This window comes from candidate division KSB1 bacterium, from assembly GCA_022562085.1.
GTDB lineage: Bacteria > Zhuqueibacterota > Zhuqueibacteria > Oceanimicrobiales > Oceanimicrobiaceae > Oceanimicrobium.
Genome location: JADFPY010000058.1, coordinates 1 through 17,793, shown reverse-complemented (window position 1 = coordinate 17,793; position 17,793 = coordinate 1). Strand labels below are relative to the sequence as shown.

Sequence of the window (17,793 nt, the reverse complement as noted above, 5' to 3'; positions counted from 1 at the left end):
ACTTAGGGCGACTGTGCCATCGGCTGGATTGTTAAATCCATCGCGTGCATTCGATACTGACAGAGTAAATGATGATCCGGCTGTTTGCTCTCCAGGGTCGCTTAATGTGAAATTCTCAATATCTCCGGCGTTCATATTGAACTGGGGTGTATCTTCTTCTACACTCGAATTGCTTGTGCCATGCAACTGCAAGCCGGTCTCGGCTAAGAACAAATCCTGGTTTGTACTGCCAGATCCGCCTGTAACAGGGATATTGCGCAATACCGGTGATTCACCATTTGGTACTTGATGGGATTGCCCATCTGTAAAACTAACTGTTACGCTACCGGAAGTCGGGTTTCCAAAACTGTCCACGGCATTTGATACCTGTAAAGGAATTCCAGGGCCAACCACAGGATCTCCACCCGGAACACTCAAATCATAGCTGAATATGACATTCGCGGTATTCATTAGCGAAAATGTAGCTGGTGTTCCTACCCCGGATACGGTCCCATTCACCGTATAAGGCCCTCCGGCTATCGTGTTTGCTGTAAATACAGACGCCGTCGCTACTCCGCTTGAATTCGTCAAAACCGTCTCGGTGTTTGTGCCACTCCCGGAAAACGTGCCACTCGCACCACTTGAGGGAGCCGTAAAAATCACCGAAGCGCCATTGATGGGGTTGCCAAACTGATCCTCGACTATCGCTGCCAAGTTTGTGCTAAAAGCCGTGTTTACCGTGGCACTCTGAGAATCACCTGCACTCACGGCAATGCTCGACGGAGAATCCGCTACGATAGTAACAGCCGCACTATCGTTAAAGCCGCTGGGTGTGGCTGCAAATGTGATAGTCTGGTTGCCAATTGATGTGATATTTGTAACCGGCCCAAATGTAATGTCAAAAGTACCATTCGATATGGGGGTCCCGGTTCCGTCGCGTGTAATCGTAATGATTTGACCTAGAACAGAAACAGTAAAACCGCCATCGATATTTGTGGAGGAAATACTTGAAACACTGGAAACATCAAACCCGGCTGGAAAGGCAATATCAATCTGTTCATTATTGGCCAGAACATCCGTGGCCCCGAGAGTAAACTCAAATGTGTAATTACCTGTAGCTCCGGCAGTCAAATCAGCACTGGTTATTGTACCGGCCCTGGCCAATACAGCACTGGCTAAAATTATAGAATATGCTAAAGTAAAAGTTTTTTTGAGAAGGCGCTTCATAAAGGAGTGCGTATTCTTCCTTAGATGTTATTATCAGGCATAAACAATGATCTTAAAGGTAATTAAGCTAAGATTCTTAAAATTGTCTCAGGATATTACAATCTTCTATTTTTCAAGCTCTTTTGGAAAGAACTTTGAATAATTAGCAAACATCATACCACAGTTTGCTTAAAAAAAAGTAACTTACCGCAGAAAAAAATTTACACTACTTGAGAATTGCTCGTAAAAGAATTAAGAATCCTTTGCCATCATTTTCCGCCAATTTCAAGTTCTTTTCCGCTTTCCGAAAGTTAGGATTTATTTTTAAGGCGGCCCGGAATTCGTCGAGAGACTTTAGAAACAGGTTCCGGCATTGAATTAAGTTGGTCGCGCCCAGGCTGTTTCTAAGATCAGCATAGTTTGGATATTCAGCAATTAGATCCTGCAGCTTTGTCACATAGTCTGCAATGAATGAATCATCCTTCCCTTTACCGCCATACATGAACTTTAAGTAGAATTCATTTTCCACATTCAGAAATTGGGTCAAGACCTCTTTCGGCTTACATTCTAAAAATTCTTCGACGGCTTCTTTGTAGGATTGATTTTTGACCAGCTCAACAACTTTATTAAAATTGGGGATATTTTGATTTACCATCCGCTCGGCAGCAACATCGAGATGCTCCTGAGCTTGCACGCACAAGTCACCCGAGGACTCATCCTGACCATTTTGATTCAAAGACTGCGCCAGAAGAGCAATGCCCAGGTGGTAGTGCACTCCAATGTAATTCGGATTCAGCTTCAGGGCCTCTTCCAGATGATTAATCGCTTTGGGTAAATTCCGGGTGTGCAAATGGGCGACGCCTAAATAATTCTGAATATCTGCAAACTGCGGGGCATGCTTTGCGCCGTTTTCAAGAATCGCTATCGCCTCGTTGTAGTCCCCGGCGATCAGATGTGTCTTCCCCAGGTTGCAGTAAACTTCCGGGGAGTCCGGCTGAATTTCCAAAGCCAGGTTGAATTGAGCAATTGCTTCTTTGAATAAGCTCTTTTGCAAAAACAAAAGTCCTAACTTATTTGCGGAAGGTGCATGCCTGACACTTTTCACTTTTTCACTAATGTAATAGAGAACTTCCAGATCCGTAATTAACTCCTGGTGCACTTCGTGCATGCGGTTCTTGATCTCAATATCCGAGATCCCATTCATTGCCGGAACTTCCTTTGAATCGATGACCTGTCCCTCATAAAAAACATTTGAGACAATCATTTTCTTTGTGTCGGAAAAATTGGTTTGGACATGAAACTTTCGTTCGCCAACCAAAACGTCATTGTTTAAGCCTAAATTCTCCATGATCTCAACTCTGATGTTTGTTAGAAGAAAATGTGTTATGGATATGCTGAGGGTGTTTCATACATTTCTAAAATTATCAAATATAACCCTTGAAAAGTTATCGTCTTAACGATACAGAATATGAAATTCAAATCTAGATTTTTAAGTGAATTTTTTGTTAGAAATTTCGCCTAACACCTGGGGAAGCTCATCAGACCTGCTGGGCTGGATTCCCTGATATCCTATCCCTGATTTCTTCGACTCTTCAAAATTATGAAAGTGATTGCACTAGTACCTCGTTGGATAAATTAGCGTAATTGCACGATACACTCTCAGCGTAAAACGATCTTTCATCGAAACGAAAAGTGATTTTTATTTCTCAATTGATACTAAAGCACGCCTAAGCCGCGAAATTGTTTCTCGAAGATTTTCCATTGAGGTGGCATATGAAATCCGGACATTTCTGCTTGAGCCAAAAGCTTCGCCTGGAACAAACGCGACTCCGGCTTCCTGTAAAAGAAAAGAACAAAAGTCCATCGAATTTTCAATTGTCTTGCCATTATATTTACAACCAAAATAACCGGAAACATTCGGAAACACATAAAAAGCGCCCTGCGGCAAATTACATTTGATCTTCGGAATGGCAGTCAATTGCTCTGCCAGATATTTACGCCGGCGATCGAAAGCACGCACCATTTCGGCCACGATGGCGTCATCCGCCTGCAAGGCTGCGATACTTGCCTGTTGTGAAATCGAACATGGATTCGAAGTCGTGTGACTCTGAATCTTAGCTGCGGCTTTGATAAGCTCACTATTACCAGCCATGTACCCGATCCGCCAGCCGGTCATGGCGTATGATTTTGAGACGCCATTGACCAAAATCACCCGATCTCGTAATTCCGTAAACGCCGCTAAACTCACGTGATTTAAACCATCGTAAATTATTTTATCATAAATTTCATCGGATAAAACATGGAATTTGTGCTTCTTAATTACTTCTGCTAAGCCGGAAAGTTCAGACCGAGAGTAAATCGAGCCGGTCGGATTACTTGGACTGTTCAGAATTAGTAATTTGGTGTTTGGGTTCACTGCGTCTTCAAGCTGTTTCGGACTTATTTTGAAATCGGTGCTTTCGTCGGTTTCGAGAATCACTGGAGTTGCATCTACAAATCTTACTTGCTCGGGATAGCTGGTCCAGTAAGGCGCCGGAATGATGACTTCATCGCCTTGCTCGCAAAGGGCTAAGAGTACATTAACGACGGCGTGCTTGGCGCCACAGGTGACCAGAATTTGAGGAGGCGAATATTCAATTCCGTAGCCAGTCTTGATTTTCTCACAAATTGCCTTTTTTAATTCGAGCGTTCCGGACGCAGGCGTATACTTCGTGAAACCTTCCTGAATGGCTCTAATGCCCGCTTCTTTTATCACATCCGGGGTGTCGAAATCGGGCTCGCCCGCACCCAAATCTAAAATATCCTTGCCTTCGCGGCGAAGTGAATCGACTAAGGCGCTAATGGCCATTGTCTGTGACGCCTGAACTTTTTGACTTCTTTGTGCGAAAGAGATCAAGCTAATTTCCTTTTATTTCTGGATAATTTGGCCACCTTTAGTGATTTCGAAAATACTTCTACTTGGATTCTCTTTTGATAGTCGCATAACCTCAGGAAATACTCTAACTAAACCCGAAGCTTGTTTTCCAAAAGTTAAGTCTCATCCAGCCCTTTTGCTAGGAAAAACACCGTCAATTTAGAATCAATTAGTGCTTTTTTTTGATGAGGTCTTTTGGCAATTTTTGAATCGCCAGATATTATTACATAGCCCTCTTGCTTCATCTTAAAAATCCATTCTTCGTCAGGAGTGTTCGTAGGGAATTTGTCAGTCAAATGAATGACTTCAGTTGGTTGCGCCAGTATAAAGAGAGCTTTTGCGATTCTGTGAGAAATGTTATTATCACAGAAGAACTTCATGCGGCTAAATGATATTCAAATTCAACCGCTTCTTTAACCGATTCCTCGGAGACATTATACCAATCCGAGACAATTTTATAGGAACCATTTATTTCGTAAGCTTTAACTAAAACTTCAGTGAGAATTCCTTCTTTCTCAACAATCGGTTGACCAAAATTTCTCTCAGGATCGAGAACGATTTGCTTTGCTTTAGTTAGTGGCCACCATCTCTTTAAAGAGTTGTTTTCAAAATCAAGTTGTTTCAAAAAAGGTGAAATAATTTGTCTGAAAACAAGTTGGCCCTTAAAGAGTTCTTCCAAAAGTGGCTCTCCCGTTTCATTTTGAATTTCTATTTTTTTTTCCTTCCATCCGTAAGAAATTGCTTTGAGCCAAAAGCATGCTCTATACCAAATTTTTCTTGCGCGTAAATTAGGGCCATTCGAATCGTTTTCAAACTTAAGCCCATCTCCTTAAATGCTTGTACAAAATTAATTTCGATCAAATCTTTGAAACTTTAAATCAACCATGTCATCAAGCGGATCAAAGTCCAGATTCCACAGTTTTCGGGCGTGCTTTTTTTTATCCTTATTAGGTGTAATCATATCCATTTATCCAGCGTCGGATGCTTTGAGGTTGGCAAGCCGGTAAGTTTATGAACGTCTGAAAATTGGAATATATACCCCTACCGATGTAATTCATGATATCCTCCTAGCAATTTTAATGCTCGCACTAATTCTTCACCGCACAAATACACGCTACATCTACGATATCGTTCCAACTGCATCCGCGGGAAAGATCGTTGGCCGGTTTTGCCAACCCCTGTAAAATCGGCCCGATCGCTTGAGCGCCTGCCAACCGCTCAGTTAATTTATACGCGATATTCCCAGCGTTCAAATCCGGGAAAACCAAAACATTCGCCTGCCCGGCAACGACGCTGTGCGGCGATTTTCTTTTTGCGATTGATTCCACAAGCGCAGCATCTGCCTGCAACTCGCCGTCTATTTTCAGGTACGGTGCTTTGGTCTTCGCAATCTCTAGAGCATTCTGAACTTTTTCGATCATCTCGTGTTTGGCGGTTCCCTTAGTTGAATAAGACAAAAGCGCCACCACCGGTTCCTCTCCGGTTAGCTCGCGGTGTGTCTGTGCCGATGAAATGGCAATATCTGCCAACTGCGCTGAATCCGGCTGAGGAACTACGGCGCAGTCTGCATAAGTTAGAACTGTACCGTCTTGCAAAACCATTTCAAAAGTGCTTGAGACCAGTGAAATATCCTCAGCGATGCCGATAACCTGAATCGCCGCTCTTAAAACATCTCCGGTCGTATAAACACTTCCGGCAACGGTACCAGAACATTCCCCGGTGCGTACCATCATCGCTGCGAAATAAAGTAGGGAGCCGATTGTTTCCCGGCTTTGCTCTGGCGTTACCCCTTTTTCTTTTCGGAGATTAAAGTAGACTTCAGAATATTTTTTAAAATGATGCGATTTTAAAGGGTCGATAATCTCCAGGCCGGCCAAAATGAGATTCTTCTCGGAGGCAATCTGTTTTATTTTCTCTTCATTTCCTAAGATCACACATCTTAAAATCTCATTTTGAGTCAGAAATTCAGCCGCTTTGAGAACTCGAGCTTGCGAACCCTCAGGAAAGACAATCTTTTTGTTTGTTTTTTTTGCTCTGCCTCGAATCTCATTTATGAAGTTCATAACGCAGGTGGAACACGCTTCATGAGTGATTGAACTTCTTTCTCAGACGCTCATCAACATCTTTTGACACAAAAGAGCCCACATCACCGCCAAACTTTGCCACTTCTTTCACGATTGTAGAATTCAAATAAGTGTACTTCTCATTTGGCATTAAAAAAACAGTGACGATATGTTCAGCCAGCCTGCGGTTTACCAGCGCCATCTGAAACTCAAATTCAAAATCCGTGATGGCCCGGAGTCCTCTTACAACCACATTTGCCGCTTTCTTTTTGGCGTAATCCATTAAAAGACCGTCAAAATGTTCAACCTCAACACTTGCCATATTCGAAACGGACTTTTGAATCATATCAGCGCGTTCACCGGCGCTGAATAACGGCGTCTTTGCCGGATTGGTTGTAACTCCGACAATAACTCTGTCAAACAAATTAACTGCGCGTTGAATTATATCCAGATGGCCATTGGTGATGGGATCAAAGGTGCCGGGATAGATCGCGAGCTTTCCGACATTAGACATTTTGATAGAAAGAAAGTTGGGTGTCGCCTTGCCTTCTTAGCGATTGCAAGGTATATTTTTCTGAGACTTTTACTAAATTAGTTTTGTCACTATGTTCAATCGTTAGCCAGCCGTCTGAACCAAGAAGATCATAGTATTCAATTAGCTGGATTGCTTCTTTAGCCAAATCTCCTTTATATGGCGGATCTGCGAAAATCAAATCGAACTTTTGATTAGCGTTTGATAATTTTTTTAGTCCGTGCTTCGCAGGCAGGTTAATTAATTCACTGAACTCACAAAAATCTGACTTGCCTAAATTATCTTGCAGAATTTTTTGTGCATTTCTGTCATTATCAATAAAAACAGCCTTGGCCGCCCCACGGCTCAAGGCTTCGATTCCTAAACTTCCAGTTCCGGAAAAAATGTCGAGAACAAGGCTGCCCTCGATGTGATTTCTTAAAACATTGAAAATCACTTCCTTTGTGCGATCAGTGGTCGGTCTAACGCTGTTGTTTTTAAAGGAAGTTAAACGGATCCCTCTTTTAGTACCGGCGATTATCCTCATTGCAGGATTTTCGGCGAACTTAGGTCGGCTCGTATAAAAACATGTTTATAATAAGCACAAGGTTTTCATCACTATGAGAAACCATATCCGGTGAAACCAAAAGCAGCTTGGTCAACTCAACATTGATACTCTGCGCAGAAATTTCTCCCAAAAAACCGACCAGCGACGACTGGCTGCCATAGACACGCAGCATTATCGGCGTTCTTTGAAAGTCGGTAACATAACTCCCCTGGTGCGTCTGAACTTGTCGCAAATCCAGCCCAAACTGTCCAGCTGTTTGCTTGATCCAATTCTGGGCCTGAGACAGGCTCAGAAATTGAGCCCCATCGTTGGAACCTCCCGCACTTCCACTCATGGTTCCGGTAATCAGAACCTTCTCAAGCCCTCTGCCGTTAGCGGCGACCTGGCTTTCAGAAACCACGGAAAAGTTACCAGAGCCAAAATTTTGATTAAGCACATTGGCATAATCTCGAGCTTCAGAGGCCGAACCGGCCACTACTTCTATCCTGACTATTTGAGCTGTGTAAGAAAGCAGCGTGATACTTAAATTAGGCGGAACCGATGAAAGAATGTTTGTGACGCCTTGAACTGCATTTCTTGAGTTCAGTAAAAATTGTGAAGCCACCGGCGTCAAGGCCACAGTTGGCGTCCTCGCAGGAGGACTATCGACAACTTGTCTTTGGGGCTGCGGCTTTGGCTCAAGCTGCCGTACCGGTTCCTGTACAAATACAGGTTCTGGCTGTTGCTCAAATTGCTGGAATTCCGGGTCTATATCAGTTCCGCTATCGGTCTTCTCACCCGCCGAGAAATCCAAAGTGTTATTTTCATCCGCCGGCATATTTTCCACAAAACTTCCGGAATCCTGGGGCAGCGTAAACCCGGCTTGTTGGGTATCGCCTTTATCCTTGAACATGAAGAAGTAGATTCCCCAACCTGCCAGCACGATCACCAACAAAATGATCACGGTTGATATTAATGAAGAATAACTTCTCCGCTGTGCAAATGCGGCGGTTTTTGTGGTATCGAAAGTTTCGGTACTTTCCTCAAACGCTAATTCCTGCGTATCCATGCTGGAGGTTTGAGTGAAATCCTCGATTCGATCTGTATGTCCTGTATCTTCAGTTTCCCCGGTCTTGTCATCACCAATTAAATTTATATCAACCATTTTTCCACTCCATAATTAGTAAATATATGGATTATTGAATACCTCTCAGGGCTGCGCCCACTGAAATCATATAAGGCTCAGTCCGAGCCTCGCCAATATTCTCTTTGGCTTTTGCCATAAGCTTTATTTTTTTAAAAGGATCTGCACGCTCAATTCGAACATCATGGTTATTTTGCAACTCCTCTAAGACAGCATCTTCAACAGACTCACCATATAGAAATATTTCATTCAAATCTTCAACTTTTTTCCCCAACTGATGGTCAAGAAGGATTCTCCGCAATTCTTTTGAGATAAGACGAGTCGTAGAATCTAATCGGCTTTCCTGATTCTTATCTATCGCAGGGAAGGTAACGTCTTGGGATAAGAAGTACTTTCTTTCCTTTAGAATGGAAAAGTGAATTTTTCTTTCACCCACATCAATAAGACCAATCTTTTCAACATTATTGTAATCGTAATTAAGCTGCAAAGCTCTGTGTGCCGAAAAAATATCAACATCAATTACTTTTAGCTGCAAATCAGTGTTTTTGAAGATTTGTTTTAAGAATTCTATAATTTTTTTTCGCACGATAACAACAAGCATATCCTGATTTGCAGCCGTTCCGTTTGATCCGAGCGGCTCATAATCTATAATGTATTCGCTAATTGGCGAAATGGCAAATTGTTCGACTTCCCAGTTTACCTGAGGTTCAATTTTTTCGGCGGCCAATTTATTGTCAACCGGCAATTTCTTAATAAGGACCATCTGCGAGTCCAAAGAAAAAGCCGCCTGCTTCATTTGAAAATCCCGAGTTTCGTAGAGACGGGTGATATCCTCGGCAAACCGGCGAGGCATATTTTTATCAGCAAAAACCTCAAAGTCAAACGGGTGCCGAGTACGCCCCTGGGCCAGTTGGGTAATATTAAACTCATTGGCGCTTCTTCTGCCTTCTACTATCCTTAGTTGATCATCGATCAAGCTAATCCCTAAGATTTCAGCATGTTCACCCTCGGCCATATCAATCTCCACTAAACCAGGCGGTTATCAGCGCGACTCCCAGCTATTCTCACCCTTTTCAATTTTACCGTGATTTACAAGATCCAACCCGCCAATTGTCGATTTCATGAAACTGCTTTCAACGATTTCAATATCCGTGCTGTCTAGCGGGCAAAAGATGTCTAAGTACTTGATAACCGACGTATCAGTATGAACTAAAACATATTCCTTATGAACTGTTGGACAATGAAACAACGAGTCTAACCCGCTTCCGTTGTGCTCGGGAAGGTGATTTAAAACAGATTGAAAGCCGGCTTTCACCAAGTTAAATCGATTGATTACGTCGTTTGCCGCTTTCTCAGCGTCTTCCAGTTTTCCACTCTCAACCATATTTCTGACAATGTCCATATCCAGGGTAAATTGTTTTGAATCGACTATTTTATATACTTCTTTCATTTCCTCGATTGGGGTATTAGGGAGATTCTTCATGCGATCATGAACAAATTCTACAAACGCGGCAAGGCCCCTCGTCTTACGTTTCAAAGCAACCTGCAGATCAACTAAGGAATCGATCATGACCGTGTCCGATGCTGAAGGGATGTCAGCCAAAATCACTTCTTCCATCTCCCGGAATTGATCCAATCTTGTCATAATTGAATCAAGACCACCCGCAATCACTGAATCCATATAAGTTGCATAAGAAGAATCCGTTCTTATAAAGTTCACTACAAGTGAAAAAGTATCATTGAAGGTTCTGTTATACTTCAGGTACTGCAGCTCGGCATTGAAAATCTCACTCATCCTGAAGCGGCACAGCTCGGTTTTAACTTCCTCTTTGTCACCTAATCTCTTGGGGTACATTATTGAAACCACCAATAACACGCCCAGCAGGACAATTAGTATTTCATAAATCAGAGAACCCTTAGGTTTTTCGTCTGCCATTTCTCCTCCCTCTCGATTTTAATTACTTTGAATCAGATCCATCTTATTTATTGATATATAAGGTATAATTTTTTTAAACGTTGCCTTACCAATTCCTTTAACCTGTTTCAGTTCCTCAAGCCGGCCAAACCGTCCATTTTCTTGTCGATATTGAATAATTCTTTGTGCTAAAACCGGTCCAATCCGAGGAATGAGTTGAAGCTCTTCCTCGCCTGCAAAATTTATATCTATCAGTGCAAATTCATTTGTATTGTCTTCGGGTATACTCTGAACGTTTGTTTTCTTTTTGACCTGAGCCTCTTTAGAAGCGAGTGCACCGTTTTCGCGGATTACTTCATCTTTTTTAAGAGGCGGATCCGGCTCCAGACGTGGTTGAGAATTGATTTTTTCGGATTTGGCATTAAATTCATCAACAAATTCTTGATTTATTTTAACCGTTGAGGTTTTGTCATAGAATCGATCATAAAGTTGAACAGAGGCACCGACTAATAATGAAAAAATCAAGAACAGTACAATACCTTGTTCCTGCTTGGTGAATCCCAGCATTTAGCTTATTAAAAAATAGCTTCTTTAATCTTTCTTAAAAAACTCCGATCATTTTTTGGAGGATCCAAATTCTCACTCTTTGCCAACTCCCGAAGAAGCTTTTTGTCGTCTGCAGATAATTTGGTTGGCGTCCAAACCACAATCCGGACTAACTGATCGCCTCTGCCGTGGCCGCGTAAACGAGAAATGCCCTTACCACGCATTCTCAAAATTTTATTGGCCTGGATTCCGGCTTGAATACTTAATTTAGATTTGCCATCAAGTGTTGGCACTTCTACATCAGCTCCCAACGCAACCTGAGTAAAACTTAGAGGCAGGTGGTATAAAATATCGTCGCCATGCCGTTCAAAATGTTCGTGCTCAGCTTCGTCAATGATGATAATTGCATCTCCCGAAGGGCCGCCGTTCGGCCCGGCATTACCCTCGCCGCGCACTGTAATATAATTCCCGGATGAGACTCCCGCAGGAATATCCACGGTAATGATGCGTTCTCCCTGAACTCGTCCTTCACCACCGCAACTATTGCACGGATCTTTAAGAATTGTACCACCTCCATGGCACCTGGGACACGGCGTGATGTTCACAAACTGCCCTAAAATCGACTGGGCTACTTGACGGACTTCACCGGATCCCTGACACTGCAGACATGTTGTTGTTGATTGGCCGCCGCGGCCATCACAAACATCGCACAGGATCATTTTCTTCAACTTTATTTTCTTTTCTACCCCGGAGGCTATTTCTTCCAGCGTAAGCTTAAGCTGCAACTGGAGATCTCGGCCCTGCCGTTGCCGGCTGCCTCGGCTGTTGCTGCGACCCATACCAAAAATGTCGCCGAACCCGAAGTCAGACATGAAAGTGCGGAGCGCGTCACCCACGTCAAAATCAAATCCGCCCTCGAATCCACCAAAGCCGCCCTTTAGACCGCTGTGCCCAAATTGATCATATCGCTGACGCTTTTGAGGATCTTTTAAAACTTCATATGCCTCGGAAGCCTCTTTAAATTTCTGTTCTGCTTCTTTGCTCCCAGGGTTGCGGTCCGGGTGGTATTCCATAGCCAGCTTTCGATACGCTTTTTTTACCTCGTTATTCGTTGCATCCTTGCTCAAACCTAATATTTCATAGAAGTCACGTTTTGTCATAGTTTCCATTAAGTGTCCTTTTTAATGGATGTGCAAAAGCCCACCATTAATATTCCTTTAATACTTGTTTATTACTTGCTCACCAAAACCTGCGAGTGACGCAGAACCCGATCGTGCATCTCGTATCCCTTCAAGTGCTCGTCGATAATTGTATTGGAAGGCTGATCACTCTCCATTTGCATGAGCGCATCATGCTTTTCAGGGTCAAACTTTTGGCCGACAGACTCAATGGGTTTAACGCCTCTTTTTTCTAAAACTTTAGATAAGTTTTTGTAAATTAACTCAACACCTTCATGAAGGTGCTCAAAATTATCTGCTTTGTCTTTGTCCTCTACAGAGGCTAAAGATCTTTCCAAATCATCCAAAACAGGCAGTAAATCCACAATCAGGTCAGCACTTGCATTTTTAATCAGTTGTGAATATTCGGTTTCCGTTCTTTTCTTGTAGTTGTCAAATTCCGCAACCTTTCTGAGAAACCGATCGTTTAGTTCTTTTTTTTCAACTTCTAAGGCTTCGACTCTCTTCTTCAGTTTCGCTAAGCCGGCGGAGCTTTTTGCTTTCGGCTTTGGCGTCTGTTTACCATTAGATGTTTGTTTATTATTCGCCTTGCTTTTGACATCATCTGTCATATTATTTCTTCCTTAACAATTCAACTCATACTTGTGTGGAATGTTCGGGTTAATACTTTTCCCATAAAATCGACTAACGGGACTATTGTGGCATATTGCATTCTAGTGGGTCCAACCACGCCAAGGGTGCCGGTGACATTACCAATGTAGTAACGTGTAGTGATGACGCTAAATCCCGTAAACCCATTTTCCTGATTTTCATCTCCAATACGAATCGACACTTTAGCAGCTTGCTTGTCACTTAACAAATGCAGGATACTTTGCTTACTTTCCAGCAATTGTAAAATTTTTGAAGCGTATTCTTGATCAAGAAACTCCGGATTGGCTACAATATTATGGGTTCCGCCCAAGTGCAATTCTTTTTGGTTTTCAAAATTAAAAAGCTTGTTTGATGATTCTACGATTAAACGTATCAACCTGTCGTTTCGGGCTGAAACTCCGGCCAGTCGTTCATCAATCGTCTCTTTAACTTCTTTCAGGGATAAGCCCGACAAACGTTCATTTATGATCTGAGCTGCTTCGTGCAAATGTTCACTCGAAACTTCAGATTCGATTTCCATCATAATAGTTTTAACCAGGCCGGACTTGATAGAAATAACCGCCAGGACTCTATTTCCGGAAATTGACACCAATTCCATTTTTTCGAAAACACCTTGATAAAATCGCGGTTCAAGCACTACACCCAATTGTGTAGAAATTTTACCTAAAACTTGAGAAGCCGAGGCTAAAATATCGGTCACATCAACGGAAACTTTGAGTAATTTTTTTTCTATAAGATTGCGATCTCTTTTAGCCAGAGACCTGATCAGCATCAGGCTGTCAACGTAAAATCGATACCCATTATCGGTTGGAATTCGACCAGCCGAAACATGGGGCTGACTCAAATACCCCAGGTCTTCCAGATCGTTCATAACGTTTCTGATCGTCGCCGGACTGATTCCCAAATCATATTTTTTTGCAAGGTAGCGGGAACCCACCGGCGTTGCGCTGGCTACGTAACTCTCGACTAAACAATTCAGGATTAAGCTTTCGCGTTCAGTTAATGCCGTTGCTGTCATATTTTTCTTCAATAATTCGTATAAAAAACAAGCATATCTTCTTAAAAATTATTGGCGTTACCGATTGGTGATAAATGATGCAAGATAATGATTTTTCTTTAGCTTGTCAAGCAAAAACTCGGTGGTGAAATTTCGACTATAGATACCGCCGAACGGCTGCAAAGCTTCCCGCAAACCCCAGTAAAATGCCTAAATTCGCTAGCAACAGATAGATTCTCCAATCCACTGAAATAAAACCGGGAATCTCAATCGAAGCGAGCTTTAACAACGTATACAAAAATAATGCCGAAATAATGCCGCCGAGGAATCCCTGGGCAATTCCCTGGATAAAAAGGGGCGTGCGGATAAAAAAATTCGTCGCCCCGACCAGTTTCATCGTTTCAATAATCTTATTTTTAGACAGAATGATCAGCCGAATATTGTTAGAGACCAGTAAAAGGGCGCTCAAACAAACAATAATGCCGACAATAAAGTCGATTGCAATGGCAAATTTGATATACTTTTCCAAAATCACCAGATACTCCCGGGTATAAACAATATCTTCCTCCCGAATATCTTCCATGGAGCTGAGGGCTTTAAACACAACTTCTGCGCCCGCAGCTGTGCGATAATTATCCTGTAATTTCACTCGAAATGAGGCTGGCAGCGGATTATATCCCAACGTTTCGAAGTAATCGTTCTGCTTTTCTTTAAACAAGTTCTGGAATTCTCGAATGGCCATCTCCTTTGAAATAAAGGTGAGGTTGGCCACGCCTGCCATTTGTTTGATCTCAGCCGTAAGATCCTGAATTTTTATCTCGTCAAAGGAATCATCCAGGAAGACTTCTAACTCAACCCGGCTTCTTAAAAACTGCACAAATTTCCCCAGGTTGACCGTGATAATTAAAAAAATCCCAATCAGAATCAAAGAAATAGCGACCGTTGCGGTCGCGACAAACCCGGAAAATCTCGAGCGCCGAAGTCCGCCAAACCCTTCGCGAAGAACAAAAAATAGACTCAATTTAATGTCCTGCCATTTTTAATTGAAACGATTCTTTTGGACGTGTTATTTACCAATTCGTAATTGTGAGTGGCCATCAAAACAGCCGTACCGCGCGCATTCAATTTGTCAATAATGTTCAAAATCTCCACCGCTGTTTTCGGATCTAAATTTCCGGTCGGTTCGTCCGCCAGGAGAATAAACGGTTCGTTGACAATGGCCCGGGCAATCGCCACCCGCTGCTGTTCGCCCCCGGAAAGCTCATCCGGCATTTTACGGCTTTTATGACTTAAGCCGACTTCCCCCAGGGCCCTCAAAGTCTTTTTCTTGATATCTCTCGTCCGGGCGCCGGTTACGTGCAAAACAAAGGCGACATTCTCGAAAACATCGCGGTCCTCCAGCAGTTTAAAATCCTGAAAAATGATGCCCAGCTTGCGCCGCAAATGCGGAATCTCCTTGTCCCTGATATCCTGAGAGCTATATTCATCTACCAGCACATACCCTTCGTCGGGGAACTCATCCATGTAAATCATCTTCAAAACCGAACTCTTGCCGGCGCCGGTCGGCCCGACGAGATAGACAAACTCGCCATTCCGAACCTCAAGGTTAACCCCGTCTAAGCCATCGCCGTTGGGGTAGCGCATTTTTAGGTTGTGGAGTTTTAGCATATTTTAATTCAAGCGCCAAGATCTAAAGTCATTTCTTTTTAGTTTTAGACTCGGACTCCCATCAGCAACTTTCAAAGAAGCCTGTTTCCAAAACTGTGCAATTGGTGAATTTGAATCAGCTAATTTTGTAAAAGTACGCCTTTCCCCTTCCTCATCAGTCAAATTTTTGTATTGAACATAAAAGAGTCTGCTGAAATCTGTTTTTCAATTCCACGCAATCATTTTTCTTGTTTTTTTTCATTATACGACCTCCAAAGGCGAATAAATTTGGATAGACGGATAACCTGCCTTTTTGTTTATTTCGTTGAAAAAACGCATTTTGTCATAATGAACAAATGCTTAAATTCCAACTGACAATCATATCTGCTTTAGAAATGGTAGCAATTGGCACCTGGTGCGCGTCGTTAATTTGGCTTTCACGCGACAATACCATCTTCAAGATACAGGTCGCACAAGTATCTTGAACTTTCGTCATCACTTACAATTTCGAAAGCACTTTTCGGCAAACCTGCAACTACCCTTTGAACAACCTCAGGTGCATGCATCAATTCATCAGCCAAGACATTTGAAATTAGGAGGGAACCTTACCTGTTTTGGCCATTTCAAACAGTTCAATACTTTCCTGATTAAACTCTTCATCAAAACAGCCACCAACAACCGATGTGTCAATATAAACTCTCATTTCCCCGTCGCTAAATTCAATTCTTCCTCAACACAAAATAAACCCGGTCCGACTTTTCGCTCCCCGGGCGCAAAGAAAAGCCGTCGTAAATTCCGACAATTTCGTAAACATCCAATGGAATAATGCTCATGATTTCGTTGATTTTGTAGATTCTCTGCTTGTGAATTTCGTGATAAGTTGTGTTAGAATTCGAGTTCAATGAAATAAAAAACTCGTTGACCTGAATACCCCGCGAATAAGAGGACTGGCGAATATAACTGAAATCCTCCGTTTCCTCCCGGTCGGTATGATTTTGAAAATACTTGCGGGAATTTTTTTCCGTGCAAATATCAAATATAAACAGCCCGCCGGGTCGCAGGGCATTGGCCGTGTTTTCAACTACTGCCGCGCAAGATTCAATGTTCATGCAGTAGTTAATACTATCATACGTGCTGACCACCGCGTCAAACTCCTGGTTGACTTTATAATCCACCATGGAACCGCACCAGACCGGCAGATTCAAGCCTTTTTTCCGAATTTTTTTTCTGGCCATTTTGACCATGTCTTCAGACTCATCAAGGCCTGCAGCTTTTAAATCTAACCCAGCCAGATCGAGGAGCAAGCTGGCGGTGCCGCATGAAATATCGAGAACATTTTTTACCGGGAAATCGGCCTTCTTGAAGAGCTTGATGAGGTGGTTGGCCCAATAGCGGTAATTCACATGCCGCATGATATGGTCGTAAATATAAGCCAATTGCGAGTAAGGGTCAACCTTCTCGGCTGTTTTTCGCCAATTCGACAGCAAGTTTTATGGCCTCCTCCATACTTGATGCATCCGCAATGCCTTTGCCGGCAATGTCAAAAGCGGTGCCGTGATCCGGCGAGGTACGGATAAAAGGCAAGCCGGCGGTATAATTGACGCCTTTGCCAAACGCTTTCATTTTTAAAGGTATCAGTCCCTGGTCGTGGTACATCGCCAGATAAAGATCAAATTTTTGTTTATCGACCCGGGCAAATAAGGTGTCGGCTGGAAAAGGTCCGCTGACATCCAAACCCAATTTTCTCGCTGCTGCAATTGCCGGCGTAATAATCTCACGCTCCTCGTGACCAAACATGCCGTTTTCTCCAGCATGAGGATTTAAAGCCGCCACGGCAATTTTGGGACTTTTTATCTTAAACCGCGCTTGCAAGTCCTGATTCGCTATGCGCAATTTTCGCAAAATTCTTTCTGAACTGAGAAGTTGGGCAACCTCTGAAAGAGCGCAATGGGTCGTGACCAATCCAACGCGGAACCCGCTGCCCATCAAAATCATGAGCACATCTTCAACTCTCGTGTTTTCAGCAAAAAATTCCGTATGGCCAGGGTAAGGATAACCCGCCAAATTTAAAGCTTCTTTCGAAATCGGCGCGGTGACCACAGCCCGGGCCTCGCCTGTTAAGGCCAATTTCAAAGCCATCTCCAGGGCCTTGCCGGCGATCATGCCGCCTGATTTGTTGACTCTGCCGGGTCGAAGTTTGATTTCTTCATTGAATTCCGGACTTGAAACCTGACCTTTTTTAGCCAACTGTTTAAACAGGGACAACGGCCCGATGACAAGGGGCCGACAGATCTCCCTAATTTCTTCTTTGGAAAGAGCTTTCCGGATGACCTCCGGGCCGATGCCGTTGGGGTCTCCAACTGTGATTGCGATACAGGGTTTAGTACTCATTCTAGGAAACAAAAAAGAACTTTTTAATACACATGGATTGAAGAATCTCCACGGGGTTTAAATAAAAAAACAATAGCCACGGATTCACCCCGTAAGATAAAGAT

19 protein-coding genes are annotated in these 17,793 nt (G+C 43.0%); all 19 read right to left on the bottom strand.

The genetic code is table 11. From position 1 onward, the window contains the following. The coding region (locus IH879_07625; protein MCH7674806.1) for a hypothetical protein at positions 1 to 1,206 on the bottom strand (1,206 nt) is incomplete at its 3' end. A gap of 205 nt (positions 1,207 to 1,411) precedes the next feature. Then, on the bottom strand, positions 1,412 to 2,533 hold the full coding sequence (locus tag IH879_07620; protein ID MCH7674805.1) for a tetratricopeptide repeat protein: 1,122 nt from the start codon (positions 2,531 to 2,533) through the stop codon (positions 1,412 to 1,414). A 351-nt stretch (positions 2,534 to 2,884) separates the two neighbouring features. Then, positions 2,885 to 4,078 (bottom strand): pyridoxal phosphate-dependent aminotransferase, encoded by a 1,194-nt coding sequence (locus IH879_07615; protein ID MCH7674804.1) that lies wholly within the window; start codon positions 4,076 to 4,078, stop codon positions 2,885 to 2,887. A gap of 137 nt (positions 4,079 to 4,215) precedes the next feature. Further along, on the bottom strand, positions 4,216 to 4,479 hold the full coding sequence (locus tag IH879_07610) for a DUF5615 family PIN-like protein (GenBank protein MCH7674803.1): 264 nt from the start codon (positions 4,477 to 4,479) through the stop codon (positions 4,216 to 4,218). After that, positions 4,476 to 4,778: a hypothetical protein gene (locus tag IH879_07605; GenBank protein MCH7674802.1), complete on the bottom strand. Its 303-nt coding sequence runs from the start codon at positions 4,776 to 4,778 to the stop codon at positions 4,476 to 4,478. The genes IH879_07610 and IH879_07605 overlap by 4 nt, the downstream gene beginning before the upstream one ends. A gap of 409 nt (positions 4,779 to 5,187) precedes the next feature. Next, positions 5,188 to 6,162 carry a phosphate acetyltransferase gene (gene pta / locus IH879_07600; protein MCH7674801.1) on the bottom strand — a complete coding sequence of 325 codons (975 nt, stop codon included), beginning with the start codon at positions 6,160 to 6,162 and terminating at the stop codon, positions 5,188 to 5,190. A 19-nt stretch (positions 6,163 to 6,181) separates the two neighbouring features. After that, on the bottom strand, positions 6,182 to 6,676 hold the full coding sequence (coaD, locus tag IH879_07595; protein ID MCH7674800.1) for a pantetheine-phosphate adenylyltransferase: 495 nt from the start codon (positions 6,674 to 6,676) through the stop codon (positions 6,182 to 6,184). Beyond that, positions 6,669 to 7,220: a 16S rRNA (guanine(966)-N(2))-methyltransferase RsmD gene (gene rsmD, locus IH879_07590; GenBank protein MCH7674799.1), complete on the bottom strand. Its 552-nt coding sequence runs from the start codon at positions 7,218 to 7,220 to the stop codon at positions 6,669 to 6,671. The genes coaD and rsmD overlap by 8 nt, the downstream gene beginning before the upstream one ends. Before the next feature lie 19 nt (positions 7,221 to 7,239). Continuing rightward, complete coding sequence (locus IH879_07585) at positions 7,240 to 8,385, bottom strand: hypothetical protein (GenBank protein MCH7674798.1); 1,146 nt, start codon at positions 8,383 to 8,385, stop codon at positions 7,240 to 7,242. A 31-nt stretch (positions 8,386 to 8,416) separates the two neighbouring features. Then, positions 8,417 to 9,379 carry a pilus assembly protein PilM gene (gene pilM / locus IH879_07580; GenBank protein MCH7674797.1) on the bottom strand — a complete coding sequence of 321 codons (963 nt, stop codon included), beginning with the start codon at positions 9,377 to 9,379 and terminating at the stop codon, positions 8,417 to 8,419. Between the two features lie 27 nt (positions 9,380 to 9,406). Beyond that, positions 9,407 to 10,300: a hypothetical protein gene (locus tag IH879_07575; protein ID MCH7674796.1), complete on the bottom strand. Its 894-nt coding sequence runs from the start codon at positions 10,298 to 10,300 to the stop codon at positions 9,407 to 9,409. A gap of 18 nt (positions 10,301 to 10,318) precedes the next feature. Continuing rightward, positions 10,319 to 10,804, bottom strand: coding sequence for a helix-hairpin-helix domain-containing protein (locus tag IH879_07570; GenBank protein ID MCH7674795.1), 486 nt, complete (start codon positions 10,802 to 10,804; stop codon positions 10,319 to 10,321). Positions 10,805 to 10,854: 50 nt separating this feature from the next. After that, a complete protein-coding gene (gene dnaJ, locus IH879_07565; GenBank protein ID MCH7674794.1) occupies positions 10,855 to 11,985 on the bottom strand; it encodes a molecular chaperone DnaJ in 1,131 nt (376 codons plus the stop codon). A 71-nt stretch (positions 11,986 to 12,056) separates the two neighbouring features. Next, positions 12,057 to 12,614, bottom strand: coding sequence for a nucleotide exchange factor GrpE (grpE, locus tag IH879_07560; GenBank protein ID MCH7674793.1), 558 nt, complete (start codon positions 12,612 to 12,614; stop codon positions 12,057 to 12,059). Between the two features lie 20 nt (positions 12,615 to 12,634). Next, positions 12,635 to 13,672, bottom strand: a complete 1,038-nt coding sequence (hrcA, locus tag IH879_07555; protein MCH7674792.1) for a heat-inducible transcription repressor HrcA — start codon at positions 13,670 to 13,672, stop codon at positions 12,635 to 12,637. A gap of 136 nt (positions 13,673 to 13,808) precedes the next feature. Further along, entirely contained in the window at positions 13,809 to 14,672 is an 864-nt protein-coding gene (locus IH879_07550) for a hypothetical protein (GenBank protein ID MCH7674791.1), read from the bottom strand. Beyond that, positions 14,669 to 15,319, bottom strand: coding sequence for a cell division ATP-binding protein FtsE (gene ftsE, locus IH879_07545; protein MCH7674790.1), 651 nt, complete (start codon positions 15,317 to 15,319; stop codon positions 14,669 to 14,671). Before ftsE ends, IH879_07550 begins: the two co-directional genes overlap by 4 nt. A gap of 698 nt (positions 15,320 to 16,017) precedes the next feature. Then, positions 16,018 to 16,734: a class I SAM-dependent methyltransferase gene (locus IH879_07540; protein ID MCH7674789.1), complete on the bottom strand. Its 717-nt coding sequence runs from the start codon at positions 16,732 to 16,734 to the stop codon at positions 16,018 to 16,020. A gap of 13 nt (positions 16,735 to 16,747) precedes the next feature. Next, positions 16,748 to 17,689 carry a 4-hydroxythreonine-4-phosphate dehydrogenase PdxA gene (gene pdxA / locus IH879_07535; protein ID MCH7674788.1) on the bottom strand — a complete coding sequence of 314 codons (942 nt, stop codon included), beginning with the start codon at positions 17,687 to 17,689 and terminating at the stop codon, positions 16,748 to 16,750. Between the last annotated feature and the right edge of the window lie 104 nt (positions 17,690 to 17,793).

What these genes read in the sequence shown, in the direction of transcription:
- IH879_07620 (MCH7674805.1), bottom strand. Translation starts at nt 2,533, where the DNA reads ATGGAGAATTTAGGCTTAAACAATGACGTTTTGGTTGGCGAACGAAAG.
- IH879_07610 (MCH7674803.1), bottom strand. Translation starts at nt 4,479, where the DNA reads ATGAAGTTCTTCTGTGATAATAACATTTCTCACAGAATCGCAAAAGCT.
- pta (MCH7674801.1), bottom strand. Translation starts at nt 6,162, where the DNA reads ATGAACTTCATAAATGAGATTCGAGGCAGAGCAAAAAAAACAAACAAA.
- coaD (MCH7674800.1), bottom strand. Translation starts at nt 6,676, where the DNA reads ATGTCTAATGTCGGAAAGCTCGCGATCTATCCCGGCACCTTTGATCCC.
- rsmD (MCH7674799.1), bottom strand. Translation starts at nt 7,220, where the DNA reads ATGAGGATAATCGCCGGTACTAAAAGAGGGATCCGTTTAACTTCCTTT.
- IH879_07585 (MCH7674798.1), bottom strand. Translation starts at nt 8,385, where the DNA reads ATGGTTGATATAAATTTAATTGGTGATGACAAGACCGGGGAAACTGAA.
- pilM (MCH7674797.1), bottom strand. Translation starts at nt 9,379, where the DNA reads ATGGCCGAGGGTGAACATGCTGAAATCTTAGGGATTAGCTTGATCGAT.
- IH879_07575 (MCH7674796.1), bottom strand. Translation starts at nt 10,300, where the DNA reads ATGGCAGACGAAAAACCTAAGGGTTCTCTGATTTATGAAATACTAATT.
- dnaJ (MCH7674794.1), bottom strand. Translation starts at nt 11,985, where the DNA reads ATGACAAAACGTGACTTCTATGAAATATTAGGTTTGAGCAAGGATGCA.
- grpE (MCH7674793.1), bottom strand. Translation starts at nt 12,614, where the DNA reads ATGACAGATGATGTCAAAAGCAAGGCGAATAATAAACAAACATCTAAT.
- hrcA (MCH7674792.1), bottom strand. Translation starts at nt 13,672, where the DNA reads ATGACAGCAACGGCATTAACTGAACGCGAAAGCTTAATCCTGAATTGT.
- ftsE (MCH7674790.1), bottom strand. Translation starts at nt 15,319, where the DNA reads ATGCTAAAACTCCACAACCTAAAAATGCGCTACCCCAACGGCGATGGC.
- pdxA (MCH7674788.1), bottom strand. Translation starts at nt 17,689, where the DNA reads ATGAGTACTAAACCCTGTATCGCAATCACAGTTGGAGACCCCAACGGC.